This window comes from Micromonospora sp. NPDC050795 (assembly GCF_044456785.1).
Classification (GTDB): domain Bacteria; phylum Actinomycetota; class Actinomycetes; order Mycobacteriales; family Micromonosporaceae; genus Micromonospora.
This window is the reverse complement of sequence record NZ_JBITGE010000011.1, coordinates 1-18,868: the sequence shown is the minus strand read 5'-3', so window position 1 is coordinate 18,868 and position 18,868 is coordinate 1. Positions and strand designations below refer to the sequence as shown.

22 protein-coding genes and 1 pseudogene are annotated in these 18,868 nt (G+C 71.5%); 18 read left to right on the top strand and 5 right to left on the bottom strand.

Annotated features, from left to right (window positions below):
* The first annotated feature begins 147 nt into the window (after window positions 1-147).
* Window positions 148-1,227 carry an amidohydrolase family protein gene (locus tag ACIBEF_RS12045; protein ID WP_357261456.1) on the top strand — a complete coding sequence of 360 codons (1,080 nt, stop codon included), beginning with the start codon at window positions 148-150 and terminating at the stop codon, window positions 1,225-1,227.
* Window positions 1,228-1,588: 361 nt separating this feature from the next.
* Here the strand turns inward: ACIBEF_RS12045 and ACIBEF_RS12040 are convergent, their stop codons facing one another.
* Window positions 1,589-2,185 (bottom strand): TetR family transcriptional regulator, encoded by a 597-nt coding sequence (locus ACIBEF_RS12040; RefSeq protein ID WP_396793429.1) that lies wholly within the window; start codon window positions 2,183-2,185, stop codon window positions 1,589-1,591.
* Window positions 2,186-2,428: 243 nt separating this feature from the next.
* Between ACIBEF_RS12040 and proS the strand changes: the two genes are divergently transcribed.
* The 12 genes from proS to ACIBEF_RS11980 all read left to right on the top strand — a co-directional run bounded on the left by proS (window position 2,429) and on the right by ACIBEF_RS11980 (window position 10,792).
* Window positions 2,429-3,835, top strand: a complete 1,407-nt coding sequence (proS, locus tag ACIBEF_RS12035; RefSeq protein WP_355005246.1) for a proline--tRNA ligase — start codon at window positions 2,429-2,431, stop codon at window positions 3,833-3,835.
* Between the two features lie 49 nt (window positions 3,836-3,884).
* The gene (locus tag ACIBEF_RS12030) at window positions 3,885-4,505 is read left to right on the top strand and encodes a DUF402 domain-containing protein (RefSeq protein ID WP_396793427.1); all 621 of its coding nucleotides are present in this window, start codon (window positions 3,885-3,887) and stop codon (window positions 4,503-4,505) included.
* Between the two features lie 228 nt (window positions 4,506-4,733).
* Entirely contained in the window at window positions 4,734-5,246 is a 513-nt protein-coding gene (gene rpsP / locus ACIBEF_RS12025; RefSeq protein WP_396793425.1) for a 30S ribosomal protein S16, read from the top strand.
* On the top strand, window positions 5,221-5,481 hold the full coding sequence (locus ACIBEF_RS12020) for an RNA-binding protein (protein ID WP_186718042.1): 261 nt from the start codon (window positions 5,221-5,223) through the stop codon (window positions 5,479-5,481). Before rpsP ends, ACIBEF_RS12020 begins: the two co-directional genes overlap by 26 nt.
* Window positions 5,481-6,149: a ribosome maturation factor RimM gene (gene rimM / locus ACIBEF_RS12015; protein ID WP_396793423.1), complete on the top strand. Its 669-nt coding sequence runs from the start codon at window positions 5,481-5,483 to the stop codon at window positions 6,147-6,149. Before ACIBEF_RS12020 ends, rimM begins: the two co-directional genes overlap by 1 nt.
* An 11-nt stretch (window positions 6,150-6,160) precedes the next feature.
* Window positions 6,161-6,934, top strand: coding sequence for a tRNA (guanosine(37)-N1)-methyltransferase TrmD (gene trmD / locus ACIBEF_RS12010; RefSeq protein ID WP_396793421.1), 774 nt, complete (start codon window positions 6,161-6,163; stop codon window positions 6,932-6,934).
* A 143-nt stretch (window positions 6,935-7,077) separates the two neighbouring features.
* Window positions 7,078-7,434, top strand: a complete 357-nt coding sequence (gene rplS, locus ACIBEF_RS12005; protein ID WP_030335223.1) for a 50S ribosomal protein L19 — start codon at window positions 7,078-7,080, stop codon at window positions 7,432-7,434.
* Between the two features lie 183 nt (window positions 7,435-7,617).
* Window positions 7,618-8,487 (top strand): signal peptidase I, encoded by an 870-nt coding sequence (lepB, locus tag ACIBEF_RS12000; protein WP_396793419.1) that lies wholly within the window; start codon window positions 7,618-7,620, stop codon window positions 8,485-8,487.
* Window positions 8,488-8,497: 10 nt separating this feature from the next.
* On the top strand, window positions 8,498-9,133 hold the full coding sequence (gene lepB, locus ACIBEF_RS11995; RefSeq protein ID WP_366608254.1) for a signal peptidase I: 636 nt from the start codon (window positions 8,498-8,500) through the stop codon (window positions 9,131-9,133).
* Between the two features lie 47 nt (window positions 9,134-9,180).
* Window positions 9,181-9,666, top strand: coding sequence for an NUDIX hydrolase (locus ACIBEF_RS11990; protein WP_396793416.1), 486 nt, complete (start codon window positions 9,181-9,183; stop codon window positions 9,664-9,666).
* On the top strand, window positions 9,660-10,472 hold the full coding sequence (locus ACIBEF_RS11985) for a ribonuclease HII (protein WP_357205579.1): 813 nt from the start codon (window positions 9,660-9,662) through the stop codon (window positions 10,470-10,472). Before ACIBEF_RS11990 ends, ACIBEF_RS11985 begins: the two co-directional genes overlap by 7 nt.
* Window positions 10,469-10,792: a DUF2469 domain-containing protein gene (locus tag ACIBEF_RS11980; RefSeq protein WP_007075222.1), complete on the top strand. Its 324-nt coding sequence runs from the start codon at window positions 10,469-10,471 to the stop codon at window positions 10,790-10,792. Before ACIBEF_RS11985 ends, ACIBEF_RS11980 begins: the two co-directional genes overlap by 4 nt.
* A gap of 63 nt (window positions 10,793-10,855) precedes the next feature.
* Here the strand turns inward: ACIBEF_RS11980 and ACIBEF_RS11975 are convergent, their stop codons facing one another.
* Window positions 10,856-11,998, bottom strand: coding sequence for a sulfite oxidase (locus ACIBEF_RS11975; protein ID WP_396793414.1), 1,143 nt, complete (start codon window positions 11,996-11,998; stop codon window positions 10,856-10,858).
* Between the two features lie 244 nt (window positions 11,999-12,242).
* Between ACIBEF_RS11975 and ACIBEF_RS11970 the strand changes: the two genes are divergently transcribed.
* Window positions 12,243-12,944, top strand: coding sequence for a murein hydrolase activator EnvC family protein (locus tag ACIBEF_RS11970; RefSeq protein ID WP_396793412.1), 702 nt, complete (start codon window positions 12,243-12,245; stop codon window positions 12,942-12,944).
* On the opposite strand, the gene ACIBEF_RS11965 is transcribed toward ACIBEF_RS11970, so the two are convergent.
* Window positions 12,865-14,046, bottom strand: a complete 1,182-nt coding sequence (locus ACIBEF_RS11965; RefSeq protein ID WP_396793411.1) for an aminotransferase class V-fold PLP-dependent enzyme — start codon at window positions 14,044-14,046, stop codon at window positions 12,865-12,867. The two genes, ACIBEF_RS11970 and ACIBEF_RS11965, sit on opposite strands and share 80 nt — an antisense overlap.
* A 75-nt stretch (window positions 14,047-14,121) precedes the next feature.
* Entirely contained in the window at window positions 14,122-15,108 is a 987-nt protein-coding gene (locus ACIBEF_RS11960) for a tyrosine recombinase XerC (protein ID WP_396793410.1), read from the bottom strand.
* Window positions 15,109-15,575: 467 nt separating this feature from the next.
* On the opposite strand from ACIBEF_RS11960, the gene ACIBEF_RS11955 reads away from it, so the two are divergent.
* Window positions 15,576-15,881, top strand: a complete 306-nt coding sequence (locus ACIBEF_RS11955) for a hypothetical protein (RefSeq protein WP_396793409.1) — start codon at window positions 15,576-15,578, stop codon at window positions 15,879-15,881.
* 18 nt (window positions 15,882-15,899) lie between these two features.
* Complete coding sequence (locus ACIBEF_RS11950; protein WP_396793408.1) at window positions 15,900-16,076, top strand: hypothetical protein; 177 nt, start codon at window positions 15,900-15,902, stop codon at window positions 16,074-16,076.
* 114 nt (window positions 16,077-16,190) lie between these two features.
* Here ACIBEF_RS11950 and ACIBEF_RS11945 read toward each other — a convergent pair whose 3' ends face one another.
* Window positions 16,191-17,012, bottom strand: a complete 822-nt coding sequence (locus ACIBEF_RS11945) for a hypothetical protein (RefSeq protein WP_396793407.1) — start codon at window positions 17,010-17,012, stop codon at window positions 16,191-16,193.
* Window positions 17,013-17,354: 342 nt separating this feature from the next.
* Here ACIBEF_RS11945 and ACIBEF_RS11940 point away from each other — a divergent pair, with 342 nt between their 5' ends.
* Together ACIBEF_RS11940 and istB are read left to right on the top strand one after the other, a co-directional pair.
* On the top strand, window positions 17,355-17,897 hold the full coding sequence (locus ACIBEF_RS11940; protein ID WP_396793406.1) for a Mu transposase domain-containing protein: 543 nt from the start codon (window positions 17,355-17,357) through the stop codon (window positions 17,895-17,897).
* Window positions 17,898-18,692: pseudogene (istB, locus tag ACIBEF_RS11935) on the top strand (IS21-like element helper ATPase IstB).
* Window positions 18,693-18,868: the final 176 nt, after the last annotated feature.

Sequence of the window (18,868 nt, the reverse complement as noted above, 5' to 3'; positions counted from 1 at the left end):
TCGGTGACGGCGGGCGACTGATCCGACGTGGTGGTCATCCGCCGCAGGCACGCCGGAAGGTCGCCCGTCCCGGTGGAGGACGCCCTGACCGCTCGGAAGAACGACCTGCTTGCCCCCGCCGGGGAGTGATCGGGTAGGACTGTGCGCATGGCTCTTCATGTGCGCGGCGTGCTGCTCCCCGACGACGAGGTGCGGGATCTCTGGCTGGTCGGCGACCGGGTGACCTTCACCCCCGTACCCGATGCCCAGACCGTCGTCGACGGCGGCTTCGTGTTGCCGGGGCTGGTCGACGCTCACTGCCACATCGGCATCGCCCGAGGTGGCGCCCCGATCACCTCACTCGACCAGGCCCGCGCGTTGGCCCACGTCGACCGGGACGCCGGGGTGCTGGCGATCCGGGACGCCGGCTCGCCGTACCCGTACCCCGAACTCGACGACGAGCCGGACCTGCCGCGACTGGCCCGCGCGGGCCAGCATGTCGCCCCGCCGAAGCGCTACCTGCGCGACATCGGCGTGGAGGTCGACGCGACCGAGGTGGCCGCCACTGTTGCCGCGCAGGCACGGGCCGGCAACGGCTGGGTCAAGCTGGTTGGCGACTGGATCGACCGTGGCGTCGGTGACCTGGCGCCGGCCTGGGACGCGGACACCCTCACCGCCGCCGTGCGGGCGGCGCACGACGCCGGGGTACGCGCCGCAGTGCACACCTTCTCCGAGTCGGCCGTCGAGATCATGGTGCGGGCCGGGGTGGACTCGGTGGAGCACGGCACCGGGCTCAGCCTCGACCTCATCGACGAGATGGCCCGCCAGGGCACCGCCCTGGTCCCCACGATGATCAACATTGCCACCTTCGGGGGCATCGCCGAGCAGGCGCGGGGCAAGTTTCCCGGGTACGCCGACCACATGCTCGCGTTGCGCGACGGCTTCCCCGAGGTGGTGCGTGCCGCGTACGAGGCTGGGGTGCCCATCTACGTGGGCACCGACGCCGGCGGTGGCATCGATCACGGGCTCGCCGCCGAGGAGATGCTGCTGCTGCACGAACGGGCCGGCATGGCACCCGTCGACGTACTCGCCGCCGCCTCCTGGGGCGCCCGCGCGTGGCTCGGCTTCGCCGGCCTGGTCGAAGGCGGCCTCGCCGACCTGACCGTCTACCCCGAAGACCCCCGCAGTGACCTGCGCGTCGTCCGCGCCCCGTCCCGCACGATCCTTCGCGGCCGCGTCATCCGCTGACCCCCCCACGAGCGCCACACCGCCCGAGCGTGCCGTGTCTTCCAGGCCCGGTCCTGCCGGCTACGTCGCAAGATCGCGCTCGAACCAGGATGTAGTGGCCTCCGCGTCGGAGGATGCCACTACATCCATGATCGAGCGCGATCTTGACCCTGGTGGCGAGATCAGGCAGGCCCCGAGGAGAAAGATCCCCGCAACATCGGGGATGTTGCTGCCTCCTGCGCACCTGAGGCCGCAACATCCAGGAAGTTGCGCGGGCGCGGGTGCGGACCCGGTGGGGGTGCGGGGCGTGGGCAAGCGGGCATGGCCAAGGGGGCGCGGGTGACCGGGCGCGGGTCGGCGGGGGTTGCATGAGGGTGGGGGGTCAGGGGAGTGGGCGGGCGGCGGCGCTGAAGAGGTGTACGGCGAGGTCGGCGAGGGCCGTGGCGGTCTGCTCGATCGGTTCGCGGGGGAGCACGATGTGGCTGACCACCAGGCGGACGATGCTGTCGGCGGCGAAGGTCAGCGCGGCCTGGTCCGCTCCGGGCAGGTGGTCGCCGGCCCAGTCGACCAGGGCGCCGGACGCCTCGGTGAGCACCACTTCGGCCCGGGTGGTGAGGTACGGCAGCAGTTCATCCGAGCCGCCCCGGGCGCTGGTCAGGATCGCCTTGATCAGCGGGTTTTCCGCAGCCGTGGTGAGGGTGTGCGCGATGGCCGCGTACGCGCCGGCCCGTACGTCGGTGTCGTGGGCGAGCAGAGCGGCCCGGACGGCGCCGACGAACCGGTCCACCTCGGCGCGGGCGAGCGCCTCGGCCAGCCCTGCCTTGCTGCCGAACTCGTTGTAGACGGTCTGTCGGCTCACCCCTGCGGTGTTGGCGACGGCACCCATCCGGACGCCGTCCCATCCGGTCGCGACGGTCAGCGCGCGGGCGGCGTCGACGATGCCGGTCCGTACCGGGGTGGGGTCCCTCTGCTCAATCATGGTGGTCGAAGTGTAGGCCGGCGTGTCGGCCGGACCGGTCGACGATCGGGCCGGGTCAGCTGCCGGTGCCGGGCCAGTCGGCGCACCCGGTTCGCGGCCAGGTGTGCCGGATCTGGGGGCCTCGGGCCCGGGGGTGGGCGCGGCTGCCCGGGGGTGCGGACGGAGGAAGGGCATGGCGGCGGGGGCCGACGATGCCGCGCCCGAGCGCACCGCCCTGACGAGCGGCGCATAGGATGTGCGGTCATGGCACGCGTGCTCACTCCCCGTGCGGAGGATTTTCCCCGCTGGTACCAGGACCTGATCGCCAAGGCGAAGCTGGCCGACAACGGCCCGGTTCGCGGCACCATGGTCATCCGACCGGCCGGCTACGCCATCTGGGAGCGTATGCAGGCTGAGATGGACGCTCGGATCAAGGCGGCGGGTGCGGAGAACGCGTACTTCCCGTTGTTCATCCCCGAGAGCTACCTCAAGCGCGAGGCGGAGCACGTCGAGGGCTTCTCGCCCGAGCTGGCGGTCGTCACCCACGGTGGTGGCAAGCCGCTGGCCGAGCCGGTGGTGGTGCGTCCGACCAGCGAGACGGTCATCGGCGAGTTCATGGCCAAGTGGATCGACTCGTACCGGGACCTGCCGCTGTTGCTCAACCAGTGGGCGAACGTGGTCCGGTGGGAGCTCCGTCCGCGGATCTTCCTGCGTACCAGCGAGTTCCTCTGGCAGGAGGGGCACACCGCGCACGCCACCCGTGAGGACGCCCGGGCGTACGCGCGGCGGATCCTGCACGAGGCGTACGAGGACCTGATGGTCAACGTGATCGGCATTCCGGTGGTGGTCGGTCTGAAGACGAAGCGTGAGCGCTTCGCCGGGGCGACGGCCACGTACACCTGCGAAGGCATGATGGGCGACGGCAAGGCGTTGCAGCTGGGCACCAGCCACGAGCTGGGCCAGAACTTCGCCAAGGCGTTCGACATCAGCTACTCCTCCAAGGAGGGCGGCCGGGAGCACGCCTGGACCACCTCCTGGGGCACGTCCACCCGGATGCTCGGTGGCCTGATCATGGCGCACGGCGACGACAACGGCCTGCGCGTGCCGCCGAGGCTCGCGCCGATCCAGGCGTACGTCATGATCGTCAAGGATGGCGACGGCGTCGGCGAGGCGGCGGCCAAGCTGCGCGACGGCCTGCGCGACGCCGGTGTCCGGGTCGCGCTCGACGACCGGACCGACACCCCGTTCGGCCGCCGGGCCGTCGACGCCGAGCTGCGTGGCTATCCGGTACGCGTCGAAGTCGGCCCCCGTGACCTGGCCGTGGGCAACGCGACGGTGGTGCGTCGGACCGACGGTTCGAAGACCCCGACGCCGGTGGCGGACGTGGTCACCGCGGTGCTGGCCGCCCTGGAGACCGACCAGCAGGTGCTGCACGACCAGGCGTTGGCCAACCGCGAGTCGCGCACCGTCGAGGTGGCCACCCTGGCCGAGGCGATCGAGGCCGCCGCGACCGGCTGGGCGCGGGTGCCGTGGTCGGCAGTCGGTGTGGCTGGTGAGGCGGAGGCGAACGGTCAGGGCGTCACGGTGCGCTGCCTGCTGCGCGCCGACGGTTCGGTACCGGACTCGGAGGACGAGCCGGATCTGGTCGCCATCCTCGCCCGCGCCTACTGAGGTGCGGCCGGGCAACCCCGTCGACCGGTTCGAGCCGGGTCGGCTGATCATGCATCGGAACGTGCGGCACGGCCGGATCGGGTGGGTCCGGCCGGCCCGCGTGGTCAGCGACGATGATCGAGGGTTGCTGGTCTGGATCGCCCGGGACTCGCCGGTGGCCCACGAGGTGACCGAGGCCGGGCTGGGGATGCGGGCCATGCCGTTCGCCGAGTGGATCTCGTCGACGTACCGGTTGGCGGAGGGGCGTTGGAACGGCCCGCCGCTGTTGAAGTTCCTGCCCACGGGGGCGGCGCACTCCGTCTGGTGGTTCTCCGACGCCCAGGGCCGGTTCGCCCACTGGTACGTCAACCTTGAGGAGCCCGGTGTCCGCTGGGACGACGGCCCGGTGGCCGGCGTCGACGTGGTGGACCAGGACCTGGACGTGGTGGTGTGGCCGGATCGCAGCTGGGAGTGGAAGGACGAGGGTGAGTTCGTCGAGCGGCTCGCCTTCGGCGCCGACTACTGGGTGACCGACGAGAAGGCCGTCCGCGCCGAGGGGGAGCGGGTGATCGCGGTCGCCGAGGCTGGCGAGTTCCCGTTCGACGGCACCTGGTGTGATTTCACACCCCCACCACAGTGGGGCATACCGGACAAACTGCCACCGGGATGGGATCGTCCGCCGGTGCGCTGAGCGGTGTCGAGGTCACCGGCAACGCGGTGTACGGGTCCGATGCGGAAGATCGGCATCGGATCTGGCAGAATAGGTCGCTGGTATCCGGCGCGCGTCCGGCGCCCTCTAACCCGGGCACGTCGCCAGTCCACCGAGTAGTCTCCGGCCCAACCCCACGGGTCCGGTCGGCGCTCACCCATGCACACCGCCCGCCTGGGCCGGTGAGATCGCAACAGGAGCGAAACAACTGTGGCCGTAAAGATCCGGCTCCTGCGGATGGGCAAGATCCGCAACCCGCAGTACCGCATCGTCATCGCCGACTCGCGCACCAAGCGTGACGGTCGGGCGATCGAGTTCGTCGGGGTTTACCAGCCCAAGGAAGACCCCTCGATCATCGAGGTCAAGTCGGAGCGGGTCCAGTACTGGCTGTCCGTCGGCGCTCAGCCGAGCGAGGCGGTGCAGCGTCTGCTGGAGCTGACCGGTGACTGGCAGAAGTACAAGGGCCTGCCGGCCCCGCCGCCGCTCCTGGTCGCCCCCGAGCGGGCCGACCGCAAGGCGGCGTACGAGGCTGAGGCGAAGGCCGCCGCCGGGCTCGCCCCGGAGACCCCGGCCAAGCCGGCCAAGAAGGCCGCCAAGGCTGCCGAGGCCCCGAAGACCGAGGCTCCGGCTGCCGAGGCGCCGAAGACCGAGGCTGAGGCTCCGGCCGCCGAGGCGCCGAAGGCCGAGGCGCCGGCCGCTGCCGACGCCGGTGAGCAGGCCTGACATGCCACTGCGTCCGGCGTTGGAGCACCTGGTCAAGGGCATCGTCGACCACCCGGACGACGTCCGGGTGCGGTTGGTCGATTCCCGTCGGGGTAAGCGGCTCGAAGTCCGCGTGCACCCCGAGGACCTCGGCACTGTGATCGGGCGGTCCGGCCGGACCGCCAAGGCGCTGCGCCAGGTGATCGGCTCCATCGGCGGGCGCGGGGTTCGCGTCGACATCGTCGACTCGTACTGATGCAGCTCGTCGTCGGCAGGATCGGCAAGCCGCACGGTGTCCGCGGTGAGGTCACCGTGGAGGTGCGGACCGACGAGCCCGAGGCACGGTTCGCCCCCGGCACAGTGCTGCGCACTGAGCCGGGGGCGACGCCCCCGACTGCGTCCCCGCGCAGCAGCGGTGTGCTGCGCACTGAGCCGGGGGCGACGCCCCCGACTGCGTCCCCGCGCAGCAGCGGTGTGCTGCGCACTGAGCCGGGGGCGACACCCCCGCCGGCCAGCGATGAGCCCGGAGTGCCGTTCCGGGTTCCCGCGGAGCTGACCATCGAGGAAGCCCGCTTCCACCAGGGGCGGGTGCTGATCGCCTTCGAGGGCATCCTGGACCGCAACACCGCCGAGGCGCTGCGGGGGACGCTGCTCGTGGTGGACAGCGCCGACGTGACCCCACCGGACGACCCGGAGGAGTTCCACGACCACCAGTTGGTCGGGTTGGCCGTGGTGACTCCGGCCGGCGAACGCCTGGGCGAGGTCGCCCGCATCGACCACGCGCCCTCGTCCGACCTGCTGGTGCTGCGGCGCCCCGAGGGGCGTACCGCGTTGATCCCGTTCGTCCGGGCGATCGTTCCGGAGGTCGACCTGGCCGGCGGACGTGTGATCGTCGACCCGCCAGCCGGACTGCTCGACCTTTAGGACCAGCCCGCATGCGCGTCGACGTCGTGTCGATCTTTCCGGAGTACTTCGCCCCGCTGGACCTGTCGCTGATCGGACGGGCGCGGGCCAACGGCGTACTCCAGCTCGCCGTGCACGACCTGCGGACCTGGACCCACGACGTGCACCGCACCGTCGACGACACCCCCTACGGTGGCGGGCCGGGAATGGTGATGCGCCCCGAGCCGTGGGGTGAGGCACTGGACGCCCTCGCGCCGCTCGACGCCCCGCCGCCACGGCTGCTGGTGCCGTCGCCGGCCGGTGCCCCCTTCACCCAGGCCATGGCGTACGAGTTGGCGGCCGAGTCCCATCTGCTCTTCGCCTGCGGCCGCTACGAGGGAATCGACCAGCGGGTCCTGGCACACGCCGCCACCCGGATGCCGGTCACCGAGGTCTCGCTCGGTGACTACGTGCTCTTCGGCGGCGAGGTCGCGGTCCTGGTGATGCTGGAAGCAATCACCCGGCTGCTGCCCGGGGTGCTGGGCAACGCGGGCTCGTTGGACGAGGAGTCGCACGCGCACGGGCTGCTAGAGGCGCCGATCTACACCAAGCCGCCGAGTTGGCGTGGGCACGACGTGCCGGACGTGCTCCGCTCCGGTGACCACGGCAGGATCGCCCGCTGGCGGCGCGAGGAGGGCCTGCTGCGCACGGCCGCCCGCCGGCCGGATCTGCTGGCCGCGCTGCCGGCCGATCGGCTCGACAAACGGGACATCGCGGCCCTGGACCAGGCCGGATTTCAACCTCCACCGGGGGATGTGGCAAAGTAGGGGGGTTGCCGCATCCGTCCGCGCCCGCGGTCGGCTGCGAGGATCCCCGACCGGGGTCGGTCCGCCGATCACCACCCGGGAATCAGAATCACCCACCCGCGCACCGAGTGACGGTGCGCCGTGAGCCTTACGAGGACGCAGCGATGAACATCCTGGACGCCCTTGACGCCCAGTCGAAGCGGACCGACCTTCCCGACTTCCGGGCCGGTGACACCGTCAAGGTGCACGCCCGCGTCGTCGAGGGCAACCGGTCCCGTGTCCAGATCTTCCAGGGCGTCGTGATCCGCCGCCAGGGTGACGGTCTGCGCGAGACCTTCTCGGTCCGCAAGGTCAGCTTCGGTGTCGGCGTCGAGCGGACCTACCCGCTCAACGGCCCGGGCATCGACCGGATCGAGGTCGTGACCCGCGGTGACGTGCGTCGCGCCAAGCTCTACTACCTGCGCGAGCTGCGCGGCAAGAAGGCCAAGATCAAGGAGAAGCGGGAGAAGCAGCCCAGCTGACTTCCCGCTCGCCACGCCGCCCGAGCTGCGCGTATGCCGTACCGACCAGAGCGCACTACCCTGGTCGGTACGGGCGCAGCGAGGCGGCGGTCCCGCCCAGGTGGCGGGTAGTTGTCCACTACCGCCCGTGGAGCCTCGACGAGGCTCCCGGGCGGTGGTGTTTTCTGCGGACCGGGGAGTGGCGTGGTGCAGACGCTTGACGAGGACGGCACCGTCGATCCGTGGCGCCGACGGGCTCGCCGCACCCGCCGGCAGATGCCGCTCTGGCAGGAGTTGCCGCTGCTGCTGGTGGTCGCGTTCTGCCTCGCGGTGCTGATCCGCACCTTCCTGCTCCAGGCGTTCTTCATTCCGTCCGGCTCGATGGAGGACACCCTCCTCGTCGGTGACCGGGTGCTGGTCAACAAGGTCGTCTACGACGTTCGTGACCCGCTGCGCGGCGAGGTGGTGGTCTTCCGGGGCACCGACCGCTGGGCGCCGCAGGTCGACGAGCAGCCGAAGCCCGGCGTCGGCGGCCGGCTCGCCCGCACCGTCGGCGATCTGGTCGGGGTGAGCCGCCCCGGTGAGAAGGACTTCATCAAGCGGGTGATCGGTCTGCCCGGTGACCGGGTCAAGTGCTGCGACAGTCAGGGCCGGGTGACCGTCAACGGCGTCCCGCTCAACGAGTCGTACGTCCTGCGGGACTCACCCCTGGACCTGCCACCCAACCCGTCGGAATGTCGCTCCCGGCGCTTCGACGAGATCGTCGTGCCACCCGGTCAGATCTTCGTGATGGGTGACCACCGTGAGGTCTCCCAGGACGCGCGTTGCCAGGGGCCGGTGCCGATCGACAACGTGGTGGGCCGAGCCTTCATGGTGGTCTGGCCGTCGTCGCGGTGGAGCGCGCTGTCGGTGCCGTCCACGTTCGAGGACGTCTCCGGGCCGGCCACGGCGTCCCCCGGTGCGACTCCGGCGAGACCGACTCCGCAGGGCGGTGTGCTGCTGATGCTTCCGTTGGCAGCCGCGCTACGTGGTTCCCGCGCGTTCCGGACGGTGCCGTCCAGCCGGGCAACGTAGGCTCCTTGGCGTGATTGACGAGCAGACCGACAAGCCGCGCAGCTCCTTCTGGAAGGAGCTGCCGATCCTGCTGGGTGTGGCGATCCTGGTCGCGGTGCTGGTCCGCGCCTTCGTGCTGCAGACCTTCTTCATCCCCTCCCCGTCCATGGAAAACACTCTCAAGATCGATGACCGGGTGCTGGTCAACAAGCTGGTCTACGACTTCCGGTCACCGCACCGCGGCGAGGTGATCGTGTTCAAGGCACCGACCGCGTGGAGCGGTAACCCCGACGGTGAGGACTTCATCAAGCGGGTGATCGGCATCCCCGGTGACCACGTGGTCTGCTGCGACCCCGAGGAACGGCTGATGATCAACGGCAAGTCGCTGGACGAGCCGTACATCTTCTCCATGGACGGGATTCGCGACAAGGCCGCCGACCAGGAGTTCGACATCACCGTGCCGAAGGGCCGGCTGTGGGTGATGGGCGACCACCGCTCCGCCTCCGGCGACTCACTGGAGCACTGGCAGCAGTCCCAGCAGGACATCACCGAGGCCACCATCCCCGAGGAAGACGTGGTCGGGCGGGCGTTCACCGTCTTCTGGCCGGTCAACCGGGCCACCTGGCTGACAGTGCCCGACGGGTTCGACGGCATTCCCAAGCCGTAGGCCGACGGGGCGTGGGCGATCCGCCGTCGGTCTGGCAGGCTGGTGCGGTGACCGTCTACACCCCTCGACGCGCGGCTCGCGTGCTGCTCGTCGACGCGGCCGGCAGGGTCCTGCTGTTCGAGGGCTACGACCCGGCCCGACCCGGGCACCGATACTGGTTCACTCCCGGCGGCGGGCTCGATCCGTTGGAGTCGCCGGCGGCGGGCGCGGCCCGGGAGCTGGCCGAGGAGACCGGCCTGCGGCTCGACCCGGCCCAGTTGGGCGAGCCGGTCTGGGCCGACGCGACCGAGTTCTCCTTCGACGGCACCTGGTACCGCCAGGAGCAGGATTTCTTCCTCTTCCGGGTGGACTCCTGGCAGGTGGACACCACCGGCTTCAACGACATCGAGCGCCGCAGCATCGCCGACCACCGCTGGTGGGTTCCGGACGAGCTGGTGGCCAGCGGTGACCGGTTCTACCCGCCCGAACTGCCCGCCCTGCTGACCCGACTGGGGCAGTCGACCGCCGCCGGCCCGGGCGGAGCGTCGTGCTGACCCCGCCGCGCACCGTGGTGCGCCGCGAGGCCGGCCTGTACGCCCTGGAGCGGGCGTTGCAGCGGCGTGGCTTCCGGCACGTCGCCGGCGCCGACGAGGCGGGCCGGGGAGCGTGTGCCGGCCCGCTGGTCGCCGCCGCGGCGGTGCTGCCCGAGGGGAGGCGCGGCGAGATCGAAGGGCTGGCCGACTCGAAGCTGCTCACCCCGGCCAGCCGGGAACGGGTGTACGCGGAGGTGGTGGACCGCGCGCTCGCGTACGCCGTGGTGGTCATCCCGGCCGAGGAGGTCGACGCCCGGGGTCTGCACGTGTGCAACCTGGCCGCGATGCGTCGGGCCCTCGCCTCGCTCACCACCCGCCCGGAGTACGTGCTGACCGACGGGTTCGGCGTGGACGGCCTGGGCGTACCCGGTTTGGCGGTGTGGAAGGGCGACCGGGTGGCCGCATGTGTGGCGGCGGCCAGTGTGCTGGCCAAGGTCACCCGGGACCGGCTCATGGTGGAGTTGGACGGGGTGTTCCCGGCGTACGGCTTCGCCGAGCACAAGGGCTACATCACCCCGGAGCACTCGGCGGCGCTGCGGGAGCACGGGCCGTGCCGGGAGCACCGGTTCTCGTACGTCAATGTCGCCGCGGTCTCCGGCCGCGACGGCCGGCCGCCGCGCGCCCGACGGCCCGGCGGCCACGGCCCGGACGAGCCGATGGAGCGCTCGTGGGCGTCAGGGGGTACCGTCGGCGTGGCGTTGGGCGAGCAGCCTCGGCCTCAGACGCCGGTGGGGGAAGATGTGGCCATGGAAGGCGGAGTGCGATGAGCGCGGAAGATCTCGAGAAGTACGAGACCGAGATGGAGCTGCAGCTCTACCGGGAGTACCGCGACATTGTCCGCCAATTCTCCTACGTGGTGGAGACGGAGCGTCGGTTCTACCTGGCCAACCAGGTCGACCTGCACGTGCGCAACTCCGACGGCGAGGTCTACTTCGAGGTCGAGATGCACGACGCCTGGGTATGGGACATGTACCGTCCTGCCCGCTTCGTGAAGAACGTCCGGGTGATGACCTTCAAGGACGTCAACGTCGAGGAGCTGGAGAAGCCCGACATCTCACTGCCCGCCGACTCTGGCTTCGGCGGCTGAGCGCACCCGAGCCGCCGGGCCGTGCCACGGGGCCCCCACCCGTGGCGTGACACCCGCCGCCGATCATTCGGTCGGCACCACGACCTCGACCCGCTGCACCATGTTGTTGGCGAAGCCGCCACGGTTCCACTGCTGCTCGACCGGCTGGGTCCGCCCGGACGCGTCGGTCGCCCGCGCGCCGAGCACGTACCGGCCGGGGGTGGCGACCCACTCGTGCCGCCAGCGCCGCCAGGCGAAGTCCCCCGCGTCCGCCGGGTCCAGCTCGGCTGGCGCCCAGCTCCGCCCGCCGTCGGTGGTCACCTCCACGGCGACCACCGGGGCGTGCCCCGACCAGGCCCGACCATCCAGGGTGCACGGGCCCGGTCGCAGCACCCGACGACGGGACATGAAGTCGGGGAAGCCGGGCGGACGGACCAGCGCCCGTGGCTCGATCCGGGTGACCGGCACGCCTGGGTCGTCCGCGTCGCGGCGTACGCGGTAGGCCACCGCGTTCTGGTACCCCTCGAACGGCTCGGTCCGCAGCTCGATCGAGTGGAGCCACTTCACGTGGGCCATCCCGTACCAGCCCGGCACGATCAGCCGCAGCGGCGCGCCATGCTGCGGCAGCAGGGGAGCACCGTTCATCTCGTACGCCAGCAGCACCTCCTCGCGCAGCGCATCGGCAACCGGAAGCGCCCGCTGGTAGTCCTGCTCGATCCCACGCTCCACACCGTGATCGGCGCCGGTGAAGACCACGTCCATCGCGTCCGGGTCGACGCCCGCCTCCCGCAGCAGCGGAGCGAGGGGGGTGCCGGTCCACTCCGCGTTGCCGACCGCCTCGACCAGCCAGGGCTGGCTGACCGGTCGCGGATGCAGCAGGGCTCGCCCGTTGCCGGCGCACTCCAGGGTCACCTGCCGGGTGACGCGGGGCCGCTCGCGCAGGTCGGCGAGGGTGACAGTCACCTGACTGTCGACCGCGCCGCCGATGGTCAGTGTGTGCGTCTCCGGGTCGAGCTCCGGGATGTCGTAGTGGATCAGCAGGTAGTGCAACCCGGCCGGGGTGACGTCGTAGCGCAGCGCCTCCAACGGGATGCCGTGGTTGCGGGCCGCGAGTCGCAGCTCCTCGGCGCTGATCGTCTCGTCCGGCTCCGCGAGCCGGGACGGGCCGCTCACGTCGGCCACCGTGGGCCCGGTGAGGGACGACGTCCGGTCATCGAGAGTGGTCATGCGGCCTCCCCGGCACCGACGGCGGCACCCGCCGTACGCGGCCCAGCCTAGGCCCTGCGTGGCGACCCGAGAACGACACCGGAGCTGCGGCCGCGTTCTCGCGGCGGGCCGTGGCCACCGTTCCGCCGTCTCGGGCATAGCAGATCATCGAGGGCGTCGGGTGGTCGTCCACAGCGCCTCCGGTTGTCCACAGCCTCGTCGGCCGGGCTGGCGGACGGCCCCGCGTCGGCCCGAGGCTGCCGTCATGCGACAGCCATCCGTCCGTTCGATCCGCCGCACCGTGCTGCTCTGCGCCGCGCTCCCGCTCGCGCTGACCGTCCAGCTCTGCGGGCTGGCGGTGCTGGTGGCGGCGGTGCCCGGCCAACCCCCGACCCCGACCGTGCCGGTCGCGGCCCTGGGGGAGCCGATCGTCGACCCGGCGCCCGCCGGGCGGTTCCGGTGGCCGCTCGACGGGCCGCCCCGCCCGGTGCGCCGGTTCGACCCGCCGCCGCGACCGTGGCTGCCCGGCCATCGCGGCGTCGACCTGGCCGCTCCCGCCGCAGCGGTGGTCCGCAGCGCCGGGCCGGGCACCGTGCTCTTCGCCGGTCTGGTGGCCGGTCGACCGGTGGTCACCGTGGGGCACGCCGACGGGCTGCGGACCACCCACGAGCCGGTCCGACCCGGCGTACGCCCCGGCCAGCCGGTCACCGCCGGCGCGCCGCTGGGCGAGCTGCTGCCCGGGCATCCGGGGTGCCCGGCCGAGGCGTGCCTGCACTGGGGCCTGCGCCGGGGCGAGGACTATCTCGACCCGCTGGCCCTGCTCGGCCTCGGCCCGGTGCGCCTGCTCCCCGTCGGTCCGGCCGCGGTGTCCGCTCCCGGCCGCCCGGTCAGCGCTGGGCGAGCAGTGCCGGCAGCCGTGCGGCCAGCCGTTCGTACTCGTCGGAAGCGTTGTAGACCTGGCCGGTGAGCCGCAGCCACCCCCGGCCGTTCCAGCTCATCACCGCCACCTCGGCGGCGAGCCGCTCACCGATCCGCGCCTGCAACGCCCGCGCCGCGTCGATCGTGGTGCCCGTGCCGGCCGGCAGCGGGATGAGGCGCAGAGCCACCCCCGGCCCGCCGGGGTCGGGCAGATCGGCGGGGGCCACCCCCAGGGCGTCCCCCACCACCCGCTGGCCGTACGCGGCGAGCGCCGCGTTGTGCGCCCGCACCCGGTCGACGCCGAGGCTGCGCATCGTGAACAGGCCCGCCGGGGCGGCCAGCCAGGACGTGTAGTCGAGCGTGGCCTGCCACTCGAGCCGGGCCGGGAAACCCGACTCCTGCTCCCAGGACACCACCAGCGGCTCGATCCGGTCCCGCCACTGCGGTGCCACGGCCAGCAGGGCGGTCCCACGTGGTGCGAACGCCCACTTGTGCAGGTTGCCCACCCAGAAGTCCGCGCCGATGCCGGCCACCGAAATGGGCAGCATGCCCGGGGCGTGCGCGGCGTCCACCAGGACCGGCACGCCGTGTTCGCGGGCCACCCCGACGACCGCGGCGGTCGGAAAGAGCTTCGCGGTGGCCGAGGTGAGCTGGTCGACGACGAGCAACCGGGTTCGCCCCGGGCGCAGGCCGGCGCGGATGATCTGCACGATCTGCTCGTCGGTGGCGGCCAGGGGGATCGGCAGGACTCGGCTGACCGCGCCGGTGCGGCGGCACTCGCGCTGGATCGCCAGGCTCACCGCCCCGTACTCGTGGTCGGTGCTCAGCACCTCGTCGCCGGCCTTGAGACCAATCGACTGGAGCACCACTGCGACGCCGGTGGTGGTGTTGCCCACCAGAGCGCTGCCGTCCGGGTCGGCGCCCAGGAACCCGGCGAGGTGCCGGCGGGTGTGCGCGATCCGGTCCACCAGCCCCTGGGTGAAGAAGCGCAGCGGGTTCGCCTCCATCTCGTCGCGCAGCCGCTGCTGGGCACGCTGCACGGTGATCGGCACCGCGCCGAACGAGCCATGGTTGAGGTGGCTGACCGCCGGGTCCAGGGAGAAGAGCAGACGGGCGCCCGGGATCGGCTCAGGAGGATTCGGGACGCTCACCTGATGATCGTAACCGCCACGCTCGCGCGCCCGCGGCCCTTGATCAGGCGGGCGTGCGCGCTCTCCGGCCCTTGATCAGGCGCGCGGGTGCGCCTGCCGGTAGGCGGTACGCAGCCGCTCGACCGAGACGTGGGTGTAGATCTGCGTGCTCGCCAGCGACGAGTGGCCGAGCAGCTCCTGCACGGCGCGCAGGTCCGCGCCACCCTCCAGGAGGTGGGTGGCCGCGGAGTGACGCAGATCGTGCGGGCTGGTCCGGGGCAGCCCGGCGGCCTCGGCGTACGCACCGACAACCTGACGGGCGGTCGTCGGGTTGAGCCGACCACCCCGGGCCCCCAGCAGCAGCGCGTCGCCGGAGCGGGCGCCCACCATCAGCGGGCGGCCCCGGCGCAGCCAGTCGTCCAACGCCCGCTGGGCGGGCACCCCGTACGGCACCGAGCGCTCCCGCCCGCCCTTGCCGAACACCCGGATCACCCGTCGGCCGTGGTCGACGTCCCCGACGTCCAACCCGCAGGCCTCGCTGACCCGTACGCCGGTGGCGTAGAGCAGTTCCAACAGCACCCGGTCCCGGAGCGGAACCGCCTCGACGGCTTCGCTCGGGCCCGACTCCGTTGGCGGGTTCGGGGGAGGTGCCTGCCGGGACGGCGCCTCGACCAGAGCGGCGGCCTGATCGGCGCGCAGCACGCTGGGCAGCTCCCGGTGCGCGCGAGGGCTGGCCAGCGCGGCGCCCACGTCGGCGGGGAGCAGGCCGGCCCGGTGCGCCCAGGCGCTGAACGCCCGCGCCGAGGCGGCCCGCCGGGCCAACGACGTGCGGGCCGCACCAGTGGTGCGCTGCCGTGCCAGCCAACTGCGCAGCACCGACAGGTCCAGCTCGGCGAGGTCGACGCAGCCCATCCGGACGGCGTGGTCGAGCAGCGAGACCAGATCGGTGACGTACGCGCGGACGGTGTGCGCCGAGCGGTTACGAACCCGGGACAGGTGCTCGGCGAAGTCGTCGACAGCGTCGCGCAACGCTGGCGGGAGTGCCTGGTGCATGGCCCGGGTGCCCCGGTCCGGTCGGCTCATCGCGGCCGCGCCGACGTACCGGCCGGTTCCTCGGCCCCGGCACCCTCACTGACGGCTGACACGACACCAGCCTACGGCCGGTCAGCGGCCACCACCGGACACGACGCTGCCGGCGTCCAGGCCTTAGGCCTGTTTCATCAGGGCGGTCGAGCCGAGGCGGTGTCCGGGCGGCGATCCGGCAAGGCGCGGTTGCGTCCGGATACCGGTGTTGTATCCGGACGCAACCGCAACGCCGCCGGTCGTCGTCCGGACCCGCCGCAGGCCGGCCAGTTCTTATGAAACAGGCCTTAGAGCGACCGGCAATAGGTGTCACTTGAGTCGGCGGGTGGTGGGCCTGGTGTCCCAGCGGTAAAGGGTTCATCCGGACCCAGCCACAGGCCGAAAACAAAGGCTGCGACTCCGACCACGGCGGCGGTCGACACGAGCACTGCTCGAGCTGGCGGTCCCGCTGGTACTGCGCCAAGCACGTGGCCACCTACGGCGCGACCCAGCTGGTCGTGCTCGCGCTGGTCGCGCTGGTTACGGAGCTGACCATCTCGCCGGCCGGGCTCGCCGTCGGCATGGCGGTCAACCTGGTCACGCACTTCATCGCTGACCGACGCGCGCCGCTGCGCTGGCTGGCCGACCGGACCGGGTCCGGCCGGTTCTGGCAGCTCGGCACCCCGCGCGCCGACCGCGACGACAACCAGAGCTTGGGCACCGGTGCGTACGCCCTGGACCAGTCCTGGCACTACGCCTGGTTGCTGGTCGCCGCCATCCTCATCACCAGCTGACCGAAGGGAAACACCAGCATGAGCCGCGCCCGATTCCAGCAGCTCCAGCAAGAGTCCGCTCAGAGCCGCCGCGAGGCCGAGGACCAGGTGCTCGCCGCAGCGACTCAGATCAACCCGGCCGACAACAGCCTGACCGCCCGGCAGATCCTGACCACCGCCGAGAGCATCCGGGACCACCGCCGCGACCGCCGCTGAAAACCCCTTGCATCAACTCGAAGGGCGCCCTGTCACCAAGACGGGGCGCCCTTTCTGCGAACCTATGGATGTCTACAGGGAGACCTCTCTGCTACCCGGGGGTTGACGGTGCCGTTAGCGAGACGGCTCCGGGGAGGCTGACCGGGAACGGGTGGGGGTGGGGAAATAGCCGCGGTCCTCGCGGTTGGCGGCTCTCGGCTGTGCTGGGGCAGTAGCGGTCGACAGCCGCGCCGCGGCGGCGATGCCCGCCGATGGCACGGTTGGGGTGCCCGCCGGTGGCACGGTTGGGATGGCGAGGAGCCACTGGGCGATTCTGTCAGTCTTGGTGACAGTGGTGGGCGCCGGTCGTGGCGATGGCGGGTTTTCAGCGAGGTGTGGGGGCTGCCCTGGAGGGTTGAGAAGCTCGGCGATGCTCGGTACACGCCCGGGGCCGGGGGCGGGGCCGGTCAGGGCGGTGGGACCGGTCAGGGCGGTGGTGGCGGTGTTCCCTGCGGGGACGGGCCCGGCAGGGACGGCTGCTGCGGGTTGCACCCGCCATCTGCCGTCGGGCGCGGTCGGATTGTGGTGCAGGCCGTGCGCGGCCAACGCGGCGACGATCGCCGGATCCGGCGCCGCCGTCAGCCCCCCGCGGGCTGAGGTGTCCAGCAATGACCTCACCACTTGGCCGATGGGAACAGGGACGGGATTACCGGGCAGCGTCGCTATGGTGTCTTGCGTGATGCGGGTGCCTGCCGGCAGGCTGTTCAACGCCTGCGCAAGGTCCTGAGCGGGCCAGGCTCTTGCGGCGCTGTAGGGGTCCAGCCGCCATCTTTGGTCGGAGGGCGTGGTCGGGCGCTGGCGCAGGCCGTGCGCGGACAACGCGGCGACCAACGCCGGATCCGGCGCCGCCCCCGCCCGCCCCGCGCTGCGGACGTTCTGCCACAATTCGTCAATCATTTGGCCAATGTGAACAGGGTCGGGATGACCGGGCAGCGTCACTGTGGTGTCCCGCCCGAGGCGGGTGCCCATCGGTAGGGTGTTCAACGCCTGCGCATAGACAGGATCGGAATGCCTAGGTGCCATCTGGATCTCCTCATCCTTCGGTACTGGCCCCTCAACGAGCGAAGGCAGTCGCGCGTTCAACAGTTCCCGGGGCTTTGCTCTCTGATCTTGCAGGGCGTGTCGACGACGCGCTGAGACTGACCCTCTAGCGGCGGATTGGGACTGACCCCTCCGAGGCTGGAGGGGTGATCGCATTGGAAGACTGGGCTGAGATTCGTCGGCTGCATCGGGCCGAGGGTGTTCCGATTCAACGTCCAGATCGGCGACTGGCTCGTGCAGCGCGCGAACACGCGCGTCCTGCGCGCGATCGGCTCGGCGACGCCCACGGCCAGGTGGGCGGTGGACCGGGCAGCGATGGTGGCTCTGCCGCCGGTGGCGCCGGCGATCGGGCTCACTCATCGGGTGCGGCTCGGGCGGGACTACTACGTGCGTATCGACAGCAACGACTACTCCGTGGACCCTCGGTGCATCGGCAGGTTCGTCGACGTGCTCGCCACCCCGACCCGGATGGTCGCCTCGTGCGCCGGACAGGTCGTGGCTGATCACGACCGCGACTGGGGCCACGCCCGCACGATCACCGATCCCGAGCATCAGGCCACCGCCCGGCTGCTGCGCCAGGACTTGGCCGCCCGCCGGCGGCAGGCCTCGACTCGTTCGCACGCTGATGGACACGTCGTGGCGATCCGCGCCTTGCCGGACTACGACGCCCTGTTCGGCGTGGACTTCGACCCCCGCCCCGACCTCGAGGCGGTCCAGGAAAACGCAATCGAAGGGAAGTAAATGACCACGACAACGAAGAGCAGACCGACGCCGGACGGGCTGGGATCAAAGCTCACCTACCTCACCAGAGTCCTCAAGACGCCCACGATCGGGCGGACCTGGGAGATCTTGGCCGACCAGGCCAGGGAGGCGAACTGATCGCACGAGGAGTACCTCGCCGCCGTGTTGGAACGGCAAGTCGCCGACCGGGAGTCCGCCGGCACGACGATGCGGATCCGCACCGCGCACTTCGCGGCGATCAAGACCCTGGAAGACTTCAACCTCGACCACCTGCCGAGCCTCAGGAAGGACGTGCTCGCGCACCTGGCCACGGCGACGTTCATCCCGAAGACGGAGAACGTGATCCTGCTCGGCCCGCCCGGCCTGGGCAAGACCCACCTGGCGATCGGGCTCGGGATCAAGGCCACCCAGTCCGGCTACTCGGTCCTGTTCGACACCGCGACGAACTGGATCGACCGACTCGCCCGAGCCCACCACACCGGCGCGCTGGAAGCCGAGCTGAAGAAGATTCGCCGCTACAAGCTCATCATCGTCGACGAAGTCGGCTACATCCCCTTCGACACCGACGCGGCGAACCTGTTCTTCCAACTCGTTGCATCTCGCTACGAGACCGGCTCCATCCTCGTCACCTCGAACCTGCCGTTCGGGCGGTGGGGCGAGGTCTTCGGCGACGAAGTCGTCGCCGCCGCGATGATCGACCGCCTCGTGCACCACGCCGAGGTCCTCACCCTCGCAGGCGAGTCCTACCGCACCAAAGCCCGCCGAGAACTCCTCGCGAAGGACCGCGACAAGTAGGACGAAACGAGCCTTCGGGGGGCAATCCCAATCCGTCGCTACGGGGTCAGTTTCAGGGATCTGGCCCACTTTCCGTGATCGGGACTGACCCGGCTCGGGGTACCAAGTCCACTGTGTAGGGTGCGTCGTGCGATCGGCTGATCTTGTTGCGGTCCTGCCTCATCTGGCACCTGTCC

What these genes read in the sequence shown, in the direction of transcription:
- ACIBEF_RS12045 (WP_357261456.1), top strand. Translation starts at nt 148, where the DNA reads ATGGCTCTTCATGTGCGCGGCGTGCTGCTCCCCGACGACGAGGTGCGG.
- ACIBEF_RS12040 (WP_396793429.1), bottom strand. Translation starts at nt 2,185, where the DNA reads ATGATTGAGCAGAGGGACCCCACCCCGGTACGGACCGGCATCGTCGAC.
- proS (WP_355005246.1), top strand. Translation starts at nt 2,429, where the DNA reads ATGGCACGCGTGCTCACTCCCCGTGCGGAGGATTTTCCCCGCTGGTAC.
- ACIBEF_RS12030 (WP_396793427.1), top strand. Translation starts at nt 3,885, where the DNA reads ATGCATCGGAACGTGCGGCACGGCCGGATCGGGTGGGTCCGGCCGGCC.
- rimM (WP_396793423.1), top strand. Translation starts at nt 5,481, where the DNA reads ATGCAGCTCGTCGTCGGCAGGATCGGCAAGCCGCACGGTGTCCGCGGT.
- trmD (WP_396793421.1), top strand. Translation starts at nt 6,161, where the DNA reads ATGCGCGTCGACGTCGTGTCGATCTTTCCGGAGTACTTCGCCCCGCTG.
- rplS (WP_030335223.1), top strand. Translation starts at nt 7,078, where the DNA reads ATGAACATCCTGGACGCCCTTGACGCCCAGTCGAAGCGGACCGACCTT.
- ACIBEF_RS11980 (WP_007075222.1), top strand. Translation starts at nt 10,469, where the DNA reads ATGAGCGCGGAAGATCTCGAGAAGTACGAGACCGAGATGGAGCTGCAG.
- ACIBEF_RS11975 (WP_396793414.1), bottom strand. Translation starts at nt 11,998, where the DNA reads ATGACCACTCTCGATGACCGGACGTCGTCCCTCACCGGGCCCACGGTG.
- ACIBEF_RS11970 (WP_396793412.1), top strand. Translation starts at nt 12,243, where the DNA reads ATGCGACAGCCATCCGTCCGTTCGATCCGCCGCACCGTGCTGCTCTGC.
- ACIBEF_RS11960 (WP_396793410.1), bottom strand. Translation starts at nt 15,108, where the DNA reads ATGAGCCGACCGGACCGGGGCACCCGGGCCATGCACCAGGCACTCCCG.
- ACIBEF_RS11950 (WP_396793408.1), top strand. Translation starts at nt 15,900, where the DNA reads ATGAGCCGCGCCCGATTCCAGCAGCTCCAGCAAGAGTCCGCTCAGAGC.
- ACIBEF_RS11945 (WP_396793407.1), bottom strand. Translation starts at nt 17,012, where the DNA reads ATGATTGACGAATTGTGGCAGAACGTCCGCAGCGCGGGGCGGGCGGGG.